Annotated in this window: 14 protein-coding genes; 10 read left to right on the top strand and 4 right to left on the bottom strand. The window is 42.2% G+C overall.

Annotated features, from left to right (window positions below; translation table 11 throughout):
- Nucleotides 1-30 precede the first annotated feature (30 nt).
- The 6 genes from R0K30_RS14295 (at nucleotide 31) to R0K30_RS14270 (ending at nucleotide 6,791) form a co-directional block, all read left to right on the top strand.
- A complete protein-coding gene (locus R0K30_RS14295; protein ID WP_230031550.1) occupies nucleotides 31-1,755 on the top strand; it encodes a methyl-accepting chemotaxis protein in 1,725 nt (574 codons plus the stop codon).
- A gap of 79 nt (nucleotides 1,756-1,834) precedes the next feature.
- Nucleotides 1,835-2,221, top strand: a complete 387-nt coding sequence (locus R0K30_RS14290; protein ID WP_099727671.1) for a DnaJ family domain-containing protein — start codon at nucleotides 1,835-1,837, stop codon at nucleotides 2,219-2,221.
- Nucleotides 2,222-2,384: 163 nt separating this feature from the next.
- Nucleotides 2,385-3,821, top strand: a complete 1,437-nt coding sequence (gene treP / locus R0K30_RS14285) for a PTS system trehalose-specific EIIBC component (RefSeq protein ID WP_230031551.1) — start codon at nucleotides 2,385-2,387, stop codon at nucleotides 3,819-3,821.
- A gap of 15 nt (nucleotides 3,822-3,836) precedes the next feature.
- The gene (treC, locus tag R0K30_RS14280) at nucleotides 3,837-5,537 is read left to right on the top strand and encodes an alpha,alpha-phosphotrehalase (RefSeq protein WP_099727669.1); all 1,701 of its coding nucleotides are present in this window, start codon (nucleotides 3,837-3,839) and stop codon (nucleotides 5,535-5,537) included.
- 19 nt (nucleotides 5,538-5,556) lie between these two features.
- Nucleotides 5,557-6,285: a trehalose operon repressor gene (gene treR / locus R0K30_RS14275; protein ID WP_099727668.1), complete on the top strand. Its 729-nt coding sequence runs from the start codon at nucleotides 5,557-5,559 to the stop codon at nucleotides 6,283-6,285.
- 71 nt (nucleotides 6,286-6,356) lie between these two features.
- The gene (locus tag R0K30_RS14270) at nucleotides 6,357-6,791 is read left to right on the top strand and encodes a terpene synthase (RefSeq protein WP_410611345.1); all 435 of its coding nucleotides are present in this window, start codon (nucleotides 6,357-6,359) and stop codon (nucleotides 6,789-6,791) included.
- A 233-nt stretch (nucleotides 6,792-7,024) separates the two neighbouring features.
- Here R0K30_RS14270 and R0K30_RS14265 read toward each other — a convergent pair whose 3' ends face one another.
- On the bottom strand, nucleotides 7,025-11,305 hold the full coding sequence (locus tag R0K30_RS14265; RefSeq protein ID WP_410611343.1) for a multifunctional 2',3'-cyclic-nucleotide 2'-phosphodiesterase/3'-nucleotidase/5'-nucleotidase: 4,281 nt from the start codon (nucleotides 11,303-11,305) through the stop codon (nucleotides 7,025-7,027).
- A 254-nt stretch (nucleotides 11,306-11,559) separates the two neighbouring features.
- On the opposite strand from R0K30_RS14265, the gene R0K30_RS14260 reads away from it, so the two are divergent.
- Nucleotides 11,560-12,078 carry a type 1 glutamine amidotransferase domain-containing protein gene (locus tag R0K30_RS14260; RefSeq protein ID WP_249705288.1) on the top strand — a complete coding sequence of 173 codons (519 nt, stop codon included), beginning with the start codon at nucleotides 11,560-11,562 and terminating at the stop codon, nucleotides 12,076-12,078.
- A 110-nt stretch (nucleotides 12,079-12,188) separates the two neighbouring features.
- Here R0K30_RS14260 and R0K30_RS14255 read toward each other — a convergent pair whose 3' ends face one another.
- Nucleotides 12,189-12,404, bottom strand: a complete 216-nt coding sequence (locus tag R0K30_RS14255) for a DUF1128 domain-containing protein (protein WP_034323493.1) — start codon at nucleotides 12,402-12,404, stop codon at nucleotides 12,189-12,191.
- 77 nt (nucleotides 12,405-12,481) lie between these two features.
- A complete protein-coding gene (locus tag R0K30_RS14250) occupies nucleotides 12,482-13,837 on the bottom strand; it encodes an alanine/glycine:cation symporter family protein (protein ID WP_099727664.1) in 1,356 nt (451 codons plus the stop codon).
- A gap of 174 nt (nucleotides 13,838-14,011) precedes the next feature.
- Between R0K30_RS14250 and R0K30_RS14245 the strand changes: the two genes are divergently transcribed.
- From R0K30_RS14245 to R0K30_RS14235, 3 genes are read left to right on the top strand one after another with little or no spacing between them, the layout of a single operon-like run.
- Complete coding sequence (locus tag R0K30_RS14245) at nucleotides 14,012-14,482, top strand: low molecular weight protein-tyrosine-phosphatase (RefSeq protein WP_230031554.1); 471 nt, start codon at nucleotides 14,012-14,014, stop codon at nucleotides 14,480-14,482.
- Nucleotides 14,483-14,502: 20 nt separating this feature from the next.
- A complete protein-coding gene (locus R0K30_RS14240) occupies nucleotides 14,503-14,835 on the top strand; it encodes a hypothetical protein (protein ID WP_410611339.1) in 333 nt (110 codons plus the stop codon).
- 18 nt (nucleotides 14,836-14,853) lie between these two features.
- The gene (locus R0K30_RS14235; RefSeq protein WP_099727660.1) at nucleotides 14,854-15,672 is read left to right on the top strand and encodes a YihY/virulence factor BrkB family protein; all 819 of its coding nucleotides are present in this window, start codon (nucleotides 14,854-14,856) and stop codon (nucleotides 15,670-15,672) included.
- Between the two features lie 209 nt (nucleotides 15,673-15,881).
- On the opposite strand, the gene R0K30_RS14230 is transcribed toward R0K30_RS14235, so the two are convergent.
- Nucleotides 15,882-16,391 (bottom strand): GNAT family N-acetyltransferase, encoded by a 510-nt coding sequence (locus tag R0K30_RS14230; protein WP_367308296.1) that lies wholly within the window; start codon nucleotides 16,389-16,391, stop codon nucleotides 15,882-15,884.
- Between the last annotated feature and the right edge of the window lie 2 nt (nucleotides 16,392-16,393).

Here is a 16,393-nt window from a genome sequence, read left to right as displayed (position 1 = left end):
TCAAATCTGAGAGTGGAGATGTAGAAAAAAATGGCGAAACAAAGGAAATTTGGAGGACTCACGATATCCTCCAAAATCATGTCAGTCGTTGTCGGCACATTACTCGCAACCGTTGCACTATTCGTTCTAACATTTTATTTAGTCAGCCAGGATTTATCATCCCAGTTATTAAAGCAATTTGATTATCGGTTAACGACAGATATCGATACAGCTAAAAAAGAGATCGACAGTATCGATGGAAACGTCCTAAGCATTAGCGGGAAGGACGATCCTCTTTATATCGAGATTAAAAAGAAAATCACAGAGCTTCAAGAAGATCATACGCTTGAGAACTTATACGTATTATCAAATAAAGGCGGCAAGGAAAGAATCATTGTGTTAACTGGGGAAGACAATGATTTTGATCAAGATTATGTATTCTCAGATGAGATGAAACAAGCTCTTTCTGAAGATAAAATGGTCAAAAGTGATATTTACAAAGATTCATTTGGAACACATAAATCAGTCTTTTTACCAATCAAAGATTCAGGCGGTGAGCTTACTGGTATTCTAGGAATTGATTTAGATGCGTCTGTTGTGCCAGAAACAACGAAGAAGCTGACGATCTATATCACGATTGCATCTGCTATTGTGCTCATCGGCGGATTACTCTTCTCATTCTTCATGGGAAGAAGAATTGCGAAGCCAGCACGTTCATTGATGGAATCAGCGAACCGTATTGCAGATGGCGATTTAACTGGAATGGTAGAGGTTGAAAGTAAAGACGAGATCGGTCAATTAGCCGCTTCTTTCCAAAAGATGCAGGGACGGATCAAAGAGCTCATTGGGAAGATCTCAAACTCATCAAGCGAAGTATCGAAAATGTCTTCACAGCTTCGCACCGTGACGAACGAATCGAGTCAAAGTGCGCAGCAAGTGTCAGAAGCGATGACGAATATGAGTGAAGGAATTAATGATTCTGTAGCAAATATTACAGACTGTACGACCTCTGTTGCGGAAATCGATACTCAAATTGAAGGCGTAACGAAAGAAGTAGATGAAATGAAATCTGTTTCATCAGAAGTACAAGAGCAGTCAGAATCTGGTCAAAAACTGGTGCAGCATGTCCTTGAGCATCTCAATATGTTACACGACAAGATGACAAACTCAAAGCAGGCAGCAGAAGAATTACAATCACATTCAACTGAGATTGAAAGTGTCATCTCCATTATTACCGACATTTCAGCGCAAACGAATTTGCTTGCACTGAATGCTTCAATTGAAGCAGCGCGTGTTGGAGAAGAAGGAAAAGGGTTTGCTGTTGTGGCTGACGAGGTGCGTAAGTTAGCTGAGCAGTCAGCTGATGCGGCTAAAACCGTTTCAGATTTAGTCATCGGTACACAGGAAAACAGTCAGCGTGTTCTTGAAAGTGTAGAGGAAAGCAGTAAGGCAGTGGAAGAAGGACGTGAGCAAATGGAAGGCACGTCACAGAACTTCGCTGTTATTTATGATGGAGTGTCTCAGTTTGCAAGCAGAACGAACAATTTGCTTCAATCCATCAAGCAGGTAGAACGAGCATATCAAACGATTTCTACATCGATTGAACAAATTTCGGTTGTGTCAGAAGAACATGCTGCGAGCTCTCAAGAAGTAGCGGCAGCAACAGAACAGCAAAGTGCTGGCATGCAGCAAATTTCAAGTGCGATTGAACAGCTCTCTGATATGTCAGAGGACTTGGCCCAGATGGTATCCACCTTTAAAATCGACAAAAAATAAGCAGAAAGCTGGCTCTTGTGAGAGAGTCAGCTTTTTTGCTATGCTTAATCAAATACATGCGGCCGAAAGGAGAAGCGCCATGGATTTTGCGCAGAGATTGTCAGAAGAACGGATCAAAAAGGCGATGGACAATGGAGCTTTTGAAGGATTATCAGGCTTTGGGAAACCTCTGCCAAAGGATGACGCTGCTCATGTACCTGAAGAACTGAGGATGGGCTACCGCATCATGAAAAATGCCGGCTTTGCTGGGGAAGAAACGGCACTTAAAAAAGAACTCATGACCGTCAAAGAATTACTCAAAACCAGTATAGATGGAGAAGAAAGAAAAAAACTTTCTCTCATATGTGAAGAAAAACAAAAACGTCTGGATGAACTCACATCAAAGCGCCAAACGTTTGCCCGTCCAGCCTCCTCTTTTTATAAAAACAGGGTCTACGAAAAATTAACGGAGCATAAAAAAAGATGATGACACGTCGCTGCCTCTAGCACATTGAGGGAGCTTTTTTTATGAAAGCGCTACATTTTATTGTTGACTACATGTATATACAAATATAAAATATGAAGTAAACATGTATATACAAGTTTTTGATTCTTTTTTCTTATAAAAAAACGGTCTCGGAGGGGATAGCATGGCTGATTATCAGGCAGCAGCAGATCAGATTGTGAAAGCCATCGGCGGCAAAGAAAACATTGATCAAGCGACACATTGTGTGACAAGACTGCGCTTTGTGCTGAAAGACGAAGGAAAAGTTGATGAGAAAGCACTTGAACAAATTGAAGAAGTGAAGGGATCTTTCTCAGCGAATGGACAATACCAAGTCGTCATTGGCCAAGGGGTCGTGAATCGGGTATATGCTGAAATGGTCAAACAGACGGGAATTGGGGAAGCAACGAAAGAGGACGTCAAACGAGCCTCTGATCAGAAATTAAATCCATTGCAGCGTGCTGTGAAAACGCTTGCGGATATCTTTATTCCGATCCTTCCTGCTATCGTCACAGCCGGTTTATTAATGGGGATTCATAATATTTTAACAGCTCCTGATATTTTCTTTGATCAAAAATCGATTGTGGATGTGTATCCGGCATGGGCTGATTTAGCGAATATGATCAACCTGATTGCAGGAACTGCCTTTACCTTCTTGCCGGCATTAATTGGCTGGTCGGCTGTGAAGCGATTTGGAGGAAATCCGCTTTTAGGGATGGTTCTTGGACTGTTGCTCGTACATCCTGATCTGTTAAATGCGTGGGGCTATGGAGCGGCTGAAAAGTCTGGAGACATTCCTGTCTGGAATTTGTTTGGACTTGAAGTGCAGAAGGTAGGATACCAGGGACAGGTTCTTCCGATACTCGTCGCCTCCTATTTACTTGCAAAGCTCGAATTATTTATGACTAAGCGGACACCTGAAAGTATTCAGCTGTTAGTCGTTGCACCGATTACGTTATTACTCATTGGGTTTTTATCGTTTATCGTCATTGGACCTATTACATTTGCGATCGGAAACGTTTTAACCTCTGGACTTGTGACCGTATTCCAGCAATTCGCAGCACTTGGCGGTCTTTTATACGGCGGATTGTATGCAGCGTTAGTTATTACAGGTATGCACCATACATTCCTAGCTGTCGATATTCAATTGATTAACTCAAAATTGCATGGCACGTTCCTATGGCCGATGCTCGCACTGTCCAATATCGCACAAGGATCAGCTGCGCTTGCGATGATGTTTGTCTTAAAAGATGAAAAGCAAAAAGGACTTTCGCTGACTTCAAGTATTTCCGCTTACTTAGGGATTACCGAGCCAGCGATGTTTGGGGTCAACCTGCGCTATCGATTCCCGTTTATTTTTGCACTGATCAGCTCAGGGTTAGCTGGTATGTTTATCGCCTCTCAAGGTGTACTGGCAAGCTCGGTCGGAGTTGGAGGCATTCCGGGGATCTTCTCGATCATTCCGAAATATTGGGGCGCATTTGCAATAGGCATGGTGATTGTGCTGATTGTTCCGTTCATTGGTACCCTTTTATATGCAAAATTAAAAAAGAAGAAGGATTTTTCACAAGAACTTAACTAGTGGTGGTGAAGGAATTTGAATCAACAAACAAACGAACCGTGGTGGAAAAAAGCGGTGGTCTATCAAATTTATCCGAAGAGTTTTTTAGATACAACAGGCTCTGGTACAGGTGATATCAATGGTGTGACGAAAAAGCTCGATTATATAAAAGAACTGGGGGCAGATTGTATTTGGCTGACCCCTATGTATGAGTCACCGCAGTATGACAATGGCTATGATATTAGTGATTATACAAAAATCCATGATATGTACGGCACAATGGCTGATTTTGAGCACATGCTGAAGGAAGCACATGAACGAGGAATTCGTGTCATCATGGATTTAGCAGTCAATCATACATCGATTTTCCATGAGTGGTTTCAAGCCTCGCGTGAGTCAAAGGATAACTCTTATCGAGATTATTATATCTGGAAGGAGCCAAAAGCGGACGGATCTCCGCCGAATGATTGGCAGTCAAAATTTGGCGGTCCAGCTTGGGAGCTAGATGAAGCGACAGGTGACTATTATCTTCATTTATACGATGTCACCCAAGCGGATCTCAATTGGGAAAATAATGAGGTGCGCAGGCAAGTATATGACATCATGCACTTTTGGTTTGAAAAAGGAATTGATGGATTCAGGCTGGATGTCATCAATAACATTTCAAAGGATCAACGGTTCCTAGATGATGCCGGACAATCTGTGCAGGGGGACGGCCGTATGTACTATACAGATGGTCCGAGAATTCATGAGTTCCTGCATGAAATGAACGAGGTGGTTTTTTCAAAATACGATAGCATGACAGTTGGAGAAATGTCTTCAACGAATATCGCAGACTGCATTCGGTATACAAGACCAGATCGGCAGGAGCTCGATATGACGTTTAACTTCCATCATTTAAAAGTAGATTATCCAAACGGTGAAAAATGGGCCATCGCGCCATTTGATTTTCAAAAATTGAAGTCGATTCTGGCTGAGTGGCAGACGAAAATGCATGAGGGAGGCGGATGGAATGCACTCTTCTGGTGCAATCATGATCAGCCGCGTATCGTCTCAAGATACGGTGATGATGGTACGTATCATCAGCAATCAGCGAAGATGCTGGCGACCACGATTCATCTGATGCAAGGAACTCCGTATATTTATCAAGGTGAGGAAATTGGCATGAAGAATCCTCGCTTTGAGAACATTTCGTCCTATCGAGATATTGAGTCGCTCAATATGTACGAAGCCATGCTTGAAAAAGGGAAATCAGAGGAAGAAGCACTGGCGATTTTACAGATCAAATCAAGAGACAATGCCCGTACACCAATGCAATGGTCCACAGAAAAAAATGCAGGGTTCTCAAAAGGAACGCCTTGGATTGAGCCTGCCAATAACGACATTTCAGTGGAAGCTTCATTAAAAGACCGCACGTCTATTTTTTATCATTATCAGGCTCTTTGCAGACTGCGTAAAGAATATAATGTGATCACGTATGGCAGCTTCACTTTACTTTTGGAAGATGACCCAAAGGTTTTTGCTTATGTGAGAGAAAGAAAGGATGAGAAGCTCCTCGTGATCAACCACTTTTATGCAGGAGAAGCGGACTTTACGCTTCCTGATGAGCTATTAAAGGATGCAGATGAAATGGACGTTCAAGTCCTGCTATCCAATTATGAGGATGTTCCGGCAGAGATCAAGGGCTTTACGTTGCGTCCATACGAGTCAATCGTTTATCATTTAACCAAACGCTAATAAATGGGGCGGAAGGAAAATGAAAGAGAATAAATTTCGAGTGATTTATGATCAGCTCGCACGACGAATTGAACAAGGTGAATGGCAGGATAAAGGCATCCTTCCATCAGAGCATGAGCTTTCCTTAATGTACGACACGTCCCGGGAGACGGTGAGAAAGGCATTAAACATCCTTGTGCAAAATGGCTATATTCAAAAAATCCGCGGGAAAGGCTCTGTATTGCTGAATCGGGAGAAAATGCAGTTCCCTGTTTCAGGTCTCGTCAGCTTTAAAGAGCTTTCCCAAACGCTTGGCCGGAAGACGGTCACAACTGTTCATGAATTTGGTTTAATCAAACCGGATCAGTATATTCAGTCTCAGCTGAAAATAAATGGGCAGGAAGACGTCTGGGAAGTTATTCGTTCTCGCAATATTAGCGGGGAAGAAGTCATTTTAGACAAGGATTACTTTTTGCAAAGGCATGTGCAGACACTGTCTAAGGACATATGCAACGGATCGATCTACGAGTATATTGAAGGAGAACTCGGTGTATCGATTAGCTATGCTCAGAAGGAATTTGTGGTGGAGCCATGTACAGAAGAGGATGCCAAGTATCTTGATTTGAATGGGTTTGACCATGTAGTAGTGGTGAAGAATTACGTGTTCTTAGAGGATACAAGTCTATTTCAATACACAGAAAGCCGTCACCGATTAGACCGCTTCAGATTCGTCGATTTTGCAAGAAGAGAAAAAATGGACAGAGCATAGGCTCTGTCTATTTCAGGTTTTGGGGGAGCAAGGGGATAAACAACGACAAGAGCAAAATCTCAGGAGGAAAAATGATTAGACTGAATAGACCACTAAAATTACGGGATTTAGAAATTTTTAGCGTGATGAAAGATCACATGATTTTATGTTACGTCATCATTGAAGATACGAGAAAACCATTTACGGAAGAAGACAGAAAACTAGATCCATTATGTTATATGGATGAAGAAGATATTCAAGCGATTTTGAATGTGTTTCATATTTCAATTATTAGTGATGAAACATTGAATGAAGAGGATTTAACTCTTGTCCAATCGTACTTTGCTGATTTTGTGAATAATACGAACTTAACGAATTTTATTACGAGAGAATATGTTCTAAAGGATTTATATGATGTCGATGATGAAGATGACGTCACTTTCTTTAATAGAATGTTACGTCATATAGGATCAGATGATGTGAAAGAATTTGACGATAGAAATTGGATTTATTTATCTCAAGATTGATGTGGAAATGAAAAAAGGACAAAGCCTATGCTCTATTTCAGCGTGTAGACAACCCCTCGCATTCTGTGTCAGCCCTGCGTTCCGATGCTCACGAATGTCAAATTCGCTCCGGTACTCGTCCTTCCTAGACTTCAAGGGTTTTCAAAACACGCTGAAAAGAAGACAAAGGGCTAAAATCATTTTAGCCCTTTGTCAATAATATGAGGACAGAGCATAAGCTCTGTCCATTTCTTTTAGGATGATATATTTTTTCTTGTTCGCTTGCGCTGGTAGTAATAAAGGATACCGCCTGAGGCGAGCATGAGCAAGCCAATCAATACAGCCGTATACATCATCGTTGCCGTATTCGGCAAAGTGCCGCCTGGTAGCCCGGTTCCATCTTGGCTTGGATCCGTTCCGCCTGGTGCCGATGTTCCGCCGTCTTCACCGGTTTGATCTGGGGCAGTTCCAGCTGCTTCACTTTGATTGAGCACTGTGTATTCACTAAAGTGTTTTGTTTCACCTGTTACGATCCCGTTTTCGAACGAACCGTTATTTGTTTTAGTGTAACGATTTTTCTCACGATCCACATAATAAACACCAGGTTTCTCCGCCTTTTGAGGCTCGTCTAATGTAAAGGAAAGTGTGACAGGATCTTTAAAGGTAGAAACTTTTTTCTGATCTTGTTTGATTTGGAAATCATACGATTCGGTTAATGCGTTTTTCACCTTATCTGTTTTCGCCATTCGTATATCTGCACTTTTATCTGACAAATTGGAAAGCGGTAATTTTAGTCCGACTTTGTCATGATAGATGGTGACGTTTGGATCTTGCTCTCTTTTCTTCAGCTCGGCTACTTGCGCTTTTGAAAGGGACAATTGAACGTTTTTCGCTTCGGTTGCTTTGTCTAGATAGAGTAATGCTTTGTTTGTATGCTGCACATACGTTTGGAATTTCTCATTATCTTGAATGTCATAAGCACCTTTTCCTGTCATGCGAGGAAGGAACACTTCTTTCACTCGATGATCGATGACAGGAGAAATTTGACCGTCTGCCTTTTCAATTTGCTCTTTGAAGATTTCATAGTCAACATAGCCTAAATCTTCGCCGTGAGAAGCTTCTGTAAAGACACTGTAGCCGTCGCCGCCTGTACCGACAAATGCATTTGTGGCTACGCGGTATGTTTTCTCATCATTAAGGTCCGTCAGTTGACCTTTTTGATCTTTCAATTTCACATCAATCAATCTGCTGCCAGCTGGTTTACTCAGTGTAAACGTATATTCAATGCCAGCTACATGAGGGAATGCGCCTCCGCCTTCCTCGATGCCTGACAGTCCTTGTTCGAGCGCTTTTTTAATTTGACTGCCTTTTAAATCTGCGACATAAAGTGTGTTTCCGAAAGGCATCACCGTTAAAATATCACCTAATGTGATATCACCTTTTTCGATGCTTCCTCGAATCCCGCCGCCGTTTGTGAGTGCAAGGTCAGCACCGGCAGATTCTTGCGCTTTCTGCAGCATGCCGTCAGCAATAAAGTTTCCAAGATTCGTTTCCTTTGCACGAACGTGCTCACGCTGCCCGTCTAAAAGGACAGCGGTCGTCCCGACTTTTTCCGTTTTTATATCTTGAATATCTGCCTTGTATTGATCAAGAATCGCTTTTGCATCCGCATCTTCTTTGACAGAGTCATCGATGGGGATCAGGTCAAAAGAAGATTCTTTTGGCTGTACAACTCCTTTTTTGTCAAAGGCCATGTCTACTTTCCCTAAAAATTGTCCGTAGTCTTTCACTTGAGCGACGATCGTAGGTTCTTTTTTATTGACGACCTTTAATTTTTCAACAAGGGTGTGTGTGTGACCGCCAATGATTAAATCAATGCCGTCTACTTTTTGAGCAAGCTCAAGATCACGGTTATAGCCGAGGTGTGTTAAAGCAATGATTTTATTGATTTTTTCTTCTGTTTGAATGGTGTTGACGGTTTCTTTTGCTTTCTTGTATGCATCTTTAAATTGAATGTTTGGACCACTGCTGGATGTAATGGCCGTGTCTTCAGTGGTTAAGCCAAATACAGCCACCTTTTCGCCGTTTACATCAAGCAGGATGTACGGGTAAATCCCGGCTTCTTTTTTCTCACCAGCTTTAAACATGGCTGGTTTTTTCACTAGGTCTCTTAACTGTTTTTCCTTAGAAACATCAACGTTTGATGACACAATTGGGAAGTGAGGCTTTTCAAATTGATGACGGTTGTTAGCATCTACGTCTGATGCATCTCCTGTCAGGAATTGACGAAGGACAGTTGGGCCTTTGTCAAATTCATGATTCCCAAACGTCATGGCATCGTATTTCATCAAGTTCATCAGCTTCAGATCGGCAAGTCCTTGCCATTTTGTGAAGTATAGGTCACCAGAGAACACATCACCAGCGTCTAATAAAATATTGTTCTCACTTTGAGCACGAACTTCTTTGATCTTTGTCGCACGTCTTGCAGCATCGTCTAGGTGTGCATGTGTATCGTTCGTATGCATCACCGTTAAATTCCAGTTGTCTGAGGCAGGCGGTTCTGTTGTGCCGTCCTCTTTGAAGGCTAGCTTGTATACGCCAAGGCCATCTGTGCTTGCGTTGCGAACAAAGTCTACGCTGTTTGATTTCTCTGCAAAAGGCTTTGCTAGAAGAGAAGACTCAAACGTTAAAGTAGCGCCTTTGACTGGTGCAATGGACCAGTTTTGATCCGCAGTTGGGTTAATGTTTTTTTGCTCGATAATATAATCCATCAGCACTTGACGGTTCTCATCCGCTGAGGCAAGCACGACTTTATCTTGCGTGAGGTGCGGGAAGCCTCCACCGCCCGAAGCACGGTAGTTGTTCGTTACGACTAAAAATTCTTGATTGTCAGAGACAGGCTTTCCATTGTAAGACAGATTTTTGATACGGTGCGCATTGGCATTTACTAGTGTGCCTGTTGTGCTATATTTAGCAGGCTGAGACACATCGACTTGGTACGTCACACCATCGATCACATCAAAGTTATATGAGCGGTATTCTTCGTTTAAAATAGGCTGTTCTTTTGAATCGTTTGGTTTGATTTGGTTAAATTGCCCAGCAGACATCTCTAACCAGTCTTTCACTTCACTGCCTTTGAGTTTCACAATCTGTACGGTGTTATCGTAAAGGTAGAGATCGCCGATATTCTTAATCGCTAAATCTCCTTTTGCGATATTTGTATAATAATTTACGCCATTTCGGCCGCCGGCCTTAAATGGTGCACCCGCAGATAAAATCGGTAAATTTTTATACGCCGTGTCCTTCATTTTTTCTTGTGCATACCATTTTTGTGCATCTGTCACAATTTGAATAGACGGGTCATCCATCACTTGAGCAAAAAAGCTATTAATGTCTGCTTCTGTTTTACCAACAGGTTTTCTGACATAATCAAGTGTGTTTTGATGTGTCGTTTGAATGGCATCTTTCACTGTATTGTTTTGAGGTGACACCCCAGCAACAGCTTCAATTTTTCCTGTTCCGTCTGTGACCTTCCAGCTGCTGCCGTCAGGCTCTAGTGTCAAATCAATAACTCCGAGGTAGCTTCCCCAGTTTTTTGACATGACGACTGGAATGCCGTTGATGGTTCCTTTTGAGACATCGAATTTGTCTACGCCGCTATATTCAGAGCTTGGGAATGTGCCGTGCTGATGACCAGACACAATCGCATCGATACCCTTCGTTTTAGTGGCAAGGTCAAAGATCATATTTTCTGACCCTTTAGGCGAAGCGGTTTTTTCAATTCCTGTATGGGCAAGAGCGACGATGACATCTGCGCCTTTCGCCTTCATTTCAGGAATGGTTTCATTGGCAGATTCGACGATATCCTGCACTTGAACTTGTCCATCTAAATGCTTCTTATCCCACGTCATAATTTGTGGTGGGACGAATCCTATGTAACCGACTTTCACTTTTTGTGATACTCCGTTTGCATCTTGAAAGGTTTTATCTTGGATCACATAAGGAGTAAAGCGATGTTCTCCATTTAACTTTTTGACGTTCGCATTGACAATCGGGAAGTTGGCGCCCGCAATGGTACCGTCAAGGAAGGATAATCCGTAGTTAAATTCATGATTGCCAAGTGTTCCTGCATCGTATTTTAGTTTGTTGAGTGTATGAATAATGGGATGAACCTTTGTTTGATTGATGATGCTGTCTTTTTCATTTTTGTAAACGTATTCTCCAAGAGGGGTTCCTTGAATCAGGTCTCCGTTATCAACAAGGAGTGTATTAGGATGTTGTGAACGGTGTTTTTCAATCAGTTCGGCTGTTCTCGCCAAACCGAATTCATTTGTTTCTTTGTCGCTGTAGTAATCGTAATTCATCATGTTCGCATGAACATCGGTTGTGGCTAAGATGCTGATCTTCACGGCATTGCCGCTTTCTGTTTCTGCATGAGTAGGTACTGCTGGGAGAATGAGACTAATCATCATAATGGAAGTGAGCAGAATAGACAGGTTTTTTTTTCGTTTAGACCTATGCGTATGCTTCTTCACCTGATCTCCGCCTTTCTAATTTTTTTGACCACAATACCTATTGTAGAAATGTTTCGTTAACTTTTGTAGTTATTTTTTGCAGATTATTGTAAAGATAACATAAATCATACGAATTACCTTGTTAAGGGAAAGAGGATGAGTCTAAATGCTTATTTTTGTCATAAGGGGTTTTCTGATAGGGATAGGATGTTTGATTTCATCGCGCCCGGGTATAGTGTGTAGTGTAAACGATAATCAAGCAGGAGGGTTTCTACATGGGTAAGAAAATTGCAGTTGTATTAACAGATTACTTTGAGGATGTTGAATTCACCGAGCCTGCAAAAGCTTTTAAAGACGCAGGCCATGACATCACAGTGATTGAAAACGAAAAAGGAAAAACAGTCAAAGGGAAGCAAGGAGAGGCTGAAGTGAGAGTGGATGCGTCCATTGATAACGTGAAGCCAGAAGACTTCGATGCACTTCTCATTCCTGGCGGTTTCTCACCAGACATTCTGCGTGCAGATGAGCGTTACGTCCAATTCACTAAAGCATTTATGGACGAGAAAAAACCTGTGTTTGCGATCTGCCACGGGCCGCAATTGCTTATTACAGCGAAGACGCTGGAAGGAAGAGGCGCAACTGGCTATACATCCATTCAAGTCGATATGGAAAACGCAGGCGCTAAATTTAAAGACGAAGAAGTTGTCGTTTGTCAGGATCAGCTTGTGACAAGCCGTACACCAGACGACATTCCAGCATTTAACCGTGAATCATTAAAACTGCTTGCGAAATAAACAGCAGTTGTTACAGCATAAAAAATCCAGCACTTCATAAAGTGCTGGATTTTCTGCGTGTTGATCAAGAAAAACTGCACGAAGACCACAGGGCAGTTCCCTTTGCACAATTATTTTCGTAAGCTTTTCAGCTCGCTTGCGATGGCTTGCATTTCACTTGGGCTGAATGAAGATTTTTTCATCACCATTTGGTGAAGAAATTCAATATCTTCGTACTTGTCTGGACTGAAGTCCTCGGCTTTGATGACTCCAATGTTCAGCATATTTAGCTTTTGCGAAATGTCTTCAATCAGCTGATTGACTTCAGCCGCTTTTTGCTCTGACAAGGGCGGCACGTCCTTTCCTGCATGTGTGTTGAATAATATGTCTATTTTAACAGAAATGCAAAAGAATAAAAGGGCTATTAAGACAACAAGGAGGTGTTTTTCTCCTTTTTCTCTTCTTTGATCTTATCAATGATTCGTTTTGATTCAAATACCACAACCCCTGATAAACCGATGAGCCCAATTAAGTTTGGAATGGCCATAAGCCCATTTAGCATATCTGCAAAACCCCATACGAAGTCATTCTTAAACACGGCTCCGAAGAAGACAGCAATGACAAACACGATGCGATAATACATGACGTACGAATCTTTCGCCAAATATGTAAAGCATTTCTCTCCATAATACGACCAGCCAATGATCGTTGAATAAGCAAACAAAAGTAACCCGATTGCTACGATAGTTGAGCCAATTGGTCCAAGGAAATGGGCAAAGGATAAAGAGGTCAGTGCATCACTTTTTTCTGTTAAATACATATCTGCCATCACAATGGTAATGCCAGTAATGGAACAAACAATGATTGTATCAATAAATACTTGTGTCATAGACACGAGAGCCTGACGGGCAGGCATATCCGTTTTGGCAGCAGCAGCTGCGATCGGTGCGGAGCCAAGACCAGCTTCATTTGAAAATACTCCACGTGCCACACCCCAGCGAATGACAGTTCCAATCGCACCTCCTGCAACGGCTTGACCAGTAAAGGCATCAGATAAAATGAGCCCAACTGCGCCTGGGACAAGATCAGCATTCATAATAAGAATGATTAATCCACAAATGACGTAAAATAAAGCCATGACTGGTACAAAAATAGAGGTTACACGGCCAATGCTTTTAATTCCGCCTAAAATGACAAGTGCCGTAAAGGCAGTAATAATGATACCTGTCACCCATGTTGGAATTTGAAAGGTAGAATTCATAACCCCTGAGATTGAATTAGACTGCACAAGGTTCCCGATCCCAAAGGCAGCACAGGCACCAAAAATAGCAAATAGCACCCCTAGCCATTTTTGCTTCAAGCCATGCTCTAAGTAGTACATAGGTCCGCCAGACATTTCGCCTTTTTCGTTTTTGACCCTGTATTTAACAGCAAGAACGGCTTCTGCAAATTTTGTTGCCATCCCAAAAAATGCGGCAAACCACATCCAGAATACAGCACCAGGACCACCAGCTATAACTGCCGAAGCAACACCTACGATATTCCCTGTGCCGACAGTTGCAGCCAGAGCCGTCATTAATGCTTGGAAATGGGAGATATCCCCTTCTGATGTTTTGTCTTGTTTCGAAAATGCGAGCTTTAAAGAATAAGGAAGTAATCTAATTTGAATGAAGAGAACGCGAAAGGTGAGGTATATTCCAGTACCAACAATTAAAATCAACAGGGGAGGTCCCCACAAAAAATTGTTCATCGTCGTGACAAACTGCTCAATTATTCCCATCAAATATCCCCCTTTGTTTGTGTAATTCTCCTAAAGTTTCTCCTGTTTTTGTGTAATTTGTCAATGCCGATGAGAGTTTTTCTTGCAAAGTTTTCAAGAGAAAATGGTCTTGATATGATAGGGGAAAGGTTTTTGAAAGGGACTCTTAGGGAAAAGATAGGAGGAGAATGAAGGATGATTCATGTATTATTTGTGTGCCTTGGTAATATTTGCAGGTCACCGATGGCAGAGGCCATGTTTAGAAAACGAGTAGAAGATGAAGGCCTTAGCGAGCACTTTGTCATTGATTCAGCAGGCATTGGCGGCTGGCATCAAGGCAGTCCGCCCCATGAAGGAACAAGAAAGCTGCTTGAAGAAAAAGGAATCAGCTATGAAGGAATGACCGCAAGACAAATTATCGATGAGGATATCACAACATACGACTATATCATTGCGATGGATGCTGAAAATGCAGGGGCACTCCGCAGTATAGCCGGCTATGGGAAACATCACTTTATTGGCCGTCTTCTTGACTTTGTTGAAGACGACGATCGAGATGATGTGCCAGATCCTTATTACACAGGGAACTTTGAGGAAGTACATGATTTAATTGAAACAGGAATTGACCGTTTTTTGACGTATGTAAAGAAAGAGAAACACCTTTAACTGAAAGGAGATCAGATGAGATGGAAGAGAAAAATCAAATCGTGCTTCAAGGAGCTGTCATAGGAGCAGCCTGCGGTGTATTGCTGACATTATTTCATCGGCCAACAAGACTTGCACTAAAAGACAAATGGAATGACTGCCAGCAAAAGCTGGATGAGTACCGCCAGGAGCCGGGCAGGATGTCTGCTTGCATGAAAGAAAAAATGGAAGAAACGAAGCAGCTAATGCGAACGGTCTCAGATGATTTATCATTTTTAAATGAACAGGTGAATCAGTTAAAGGAAACAACCCCAAAGGTATTAGAGATTATTGAAGAAACAAAGGATCACTTTCGAACGAAACAGAAAGATTGATCATTGGAGATGAGGCGTATGGGTTTTGTTAAAGCGTTAATTGAACGCTTTTTACTGCATGAAGGACCGGCTAAATCTGCTGAGCTTGCGTACTTCTTTTTACTTTCATTATTTCCGTTTCTCATCTTCGTGCTGACGCTGGTTGGGTATTTGCCGCTGACGTCAAAGGATGTTCTGAGCGTCATTTCTGGTTATGCGCCAGAGGGAGCGCTTTCGATGATTGAATCCATTGCCGAACAGACGCTGAATAACCGTAACGGCGGGTTATTGTCGTTCGGGATTATTGCCGCCCTTTGGTCTGCATCCAACGGCATTAATGCGGTCGTCAGAGCGTTTAACCACGCTTACGAAGTTGAGGAAAATCGTTCCTTCATTCTCGTACGTTTAACATCAATCATCTTAACCATTGCGATGGTTCTTACGATTATTTTCGCCTTGATGCTGCCTGTCTTTGGCAAAGAGCTTGGTTTATTTGTTGCCAAATTAGTTGGGCAGTCAGATGCCTTCCTCACCATGTGGACAGCCATGAGGTGGATCATTAGTCCGTTGATTTTACTGATTGTTTTTACATCCTTGTATTATTTTGCCCCAAACATCAGGCTGAAATTGAAATTTGTTCTGCCAGGCGCCATTTTTGCGTCTATCGGCTGGATTCTGGTGAGCATGCTGTTCTCATTTTACGTAGGCGAGTTTGCCAACTACAGTGCGATGTACGGTAGCATCGGGGGGATCATTATTTTAATGATCTGGTTTTATTTAACCGGCATCATGATTATCCTCGGAGGCGAGCTCAATGCGCTTTTACATAAGCGTAAAATCGTACCAGGCAAGCTCTAAAGAAAACAGGGCATCCTAAAGAAGAACGAACGAGTTCAATCTTGAAAGATGGGGGAATCACATATGTCCAAACAATCGAAAAAAGGCGGAAGCAACACAAAACAAAACAAAGGCCATCAGCCAAAGCACAAAACAAGCGGCAGTGCGAACGGGCAAAATGGATATCATTAGATGAAAACAACCTCCTCTGCACAGGTGCAGGGGAGGTTTTATTGATTCAACATTCGTATATACCGCCTAAGGACAAAATCTGTATCAGGTTTGGGCTGATAGTGAGGATCGAGCTGGAACCCAGCCTTAATCGCTACACGTTCACTTCGAACATGACCAACAGGACAAAAGATTTCAAATCCATCGACTTTATGAGCAAATGTTCCTGTCATATATTTCACTGTTTTCGTCACGATACCTCGACCTTGTGCACCTTGACCAATCCAATAACCGATATTGCCTATTCTATTATGAAACGTCAGACGGAACACACCGATCAATTGCTCGTTCAGCATGATGCCAGCTTCCATTCCTTTTTGTTCGGCATAGGAGGTGCGAGTCGATTGAATAAATGTTTTGACATCTTCTATGCTCTTGCAGTGATGAACCCAAGGCAGCCACTCTCCTAAGTGAGTCTTATTCTCTTGAATGAGAGTAAATAATGGTTCGGCATCAGCTAATTGTAAAATCTCCAATTTCAATTCATTTGTGATGTCTAGTGTAAACAAGA

It is taken from the genome of Bacillus sp. SIMBA_154, from assembly GCF_046536015.1.
Classification (GTDB): Bacteria; Bacillota; Bacilli; order Bacillales; family Bacillaceae; genus Bacillus; species Bacillus pumilus_P.
This window is presented reverse-complemented; position numbering and strand designations above follow the sequence as displayed.

Coding starts and splice junctions, on each gene's coding strand:
- R0K30_RS14290 (WP_099727671.1), top strand. CDS start 1,835: ATGGATTTTGCGCAGAGATTGTCAGAAGAACGGATCAAAAAGGCGATG.
- R0K30_RS14295 (WP_230031550.1), top strand. CDS start 31: ATGGCGAAACAAAGGAAATTTGGAGGACTCACGATATCCTCCAAAATC.
- R0K30_RS14245 (WP_230031554.1), top strand. CDS start 14,012: ATGATTCATGTATTATTTGTGTGCCTTGGTAATATTTGCAGGTCACCG.
- R0K30_RS14270 (WP_410611345.1), top strand. CDS start 6,357: ATGATTAGACTGAATAGACCACTAAAATTACGGGATTTAGAAATTTTT.
- R0K30_RS14235 (WP_099727660.1), top strand. CDS start 14,854: ATGGGTTTTGTTAAAGCGTTAATTGAACGCTTTTTACTGCATGAAGGA.
- treR (WP_099727668.1), top strand. CDS start 5,557: ATGAAAGAGAATAAATTTCGAGTGATTTATGATCAGCTCGCACGACGA.
- R0K30_RS14240 (WP_410611339.1), top strand. CDS start 14,503: ATGGAAGAGAAAAATCAAATCGTGCTTCAAGGAGCTGTCATAGGAGCA.
- treP (WP_230031551.1), top strand. CDS start 2,385: ATGGCTGATTATCAGGCAGCAGCAGATCAGATTGTGAAAGCCATCGGC.
- R0K30_RS14260 (WP_249705288.1), top strand. CDS start 11,560: ATGGGTAAGAAAATTGCAGTTGTATTAACAGATTACTTTGAGGATGTT.
- R0K30_RS14250 (WP_099727664.1), bottom strand. CDS start 13,837: ATGGGAATAATTGAGCAGTTTGTCACGACGATGAACAATTTTTTGTGG.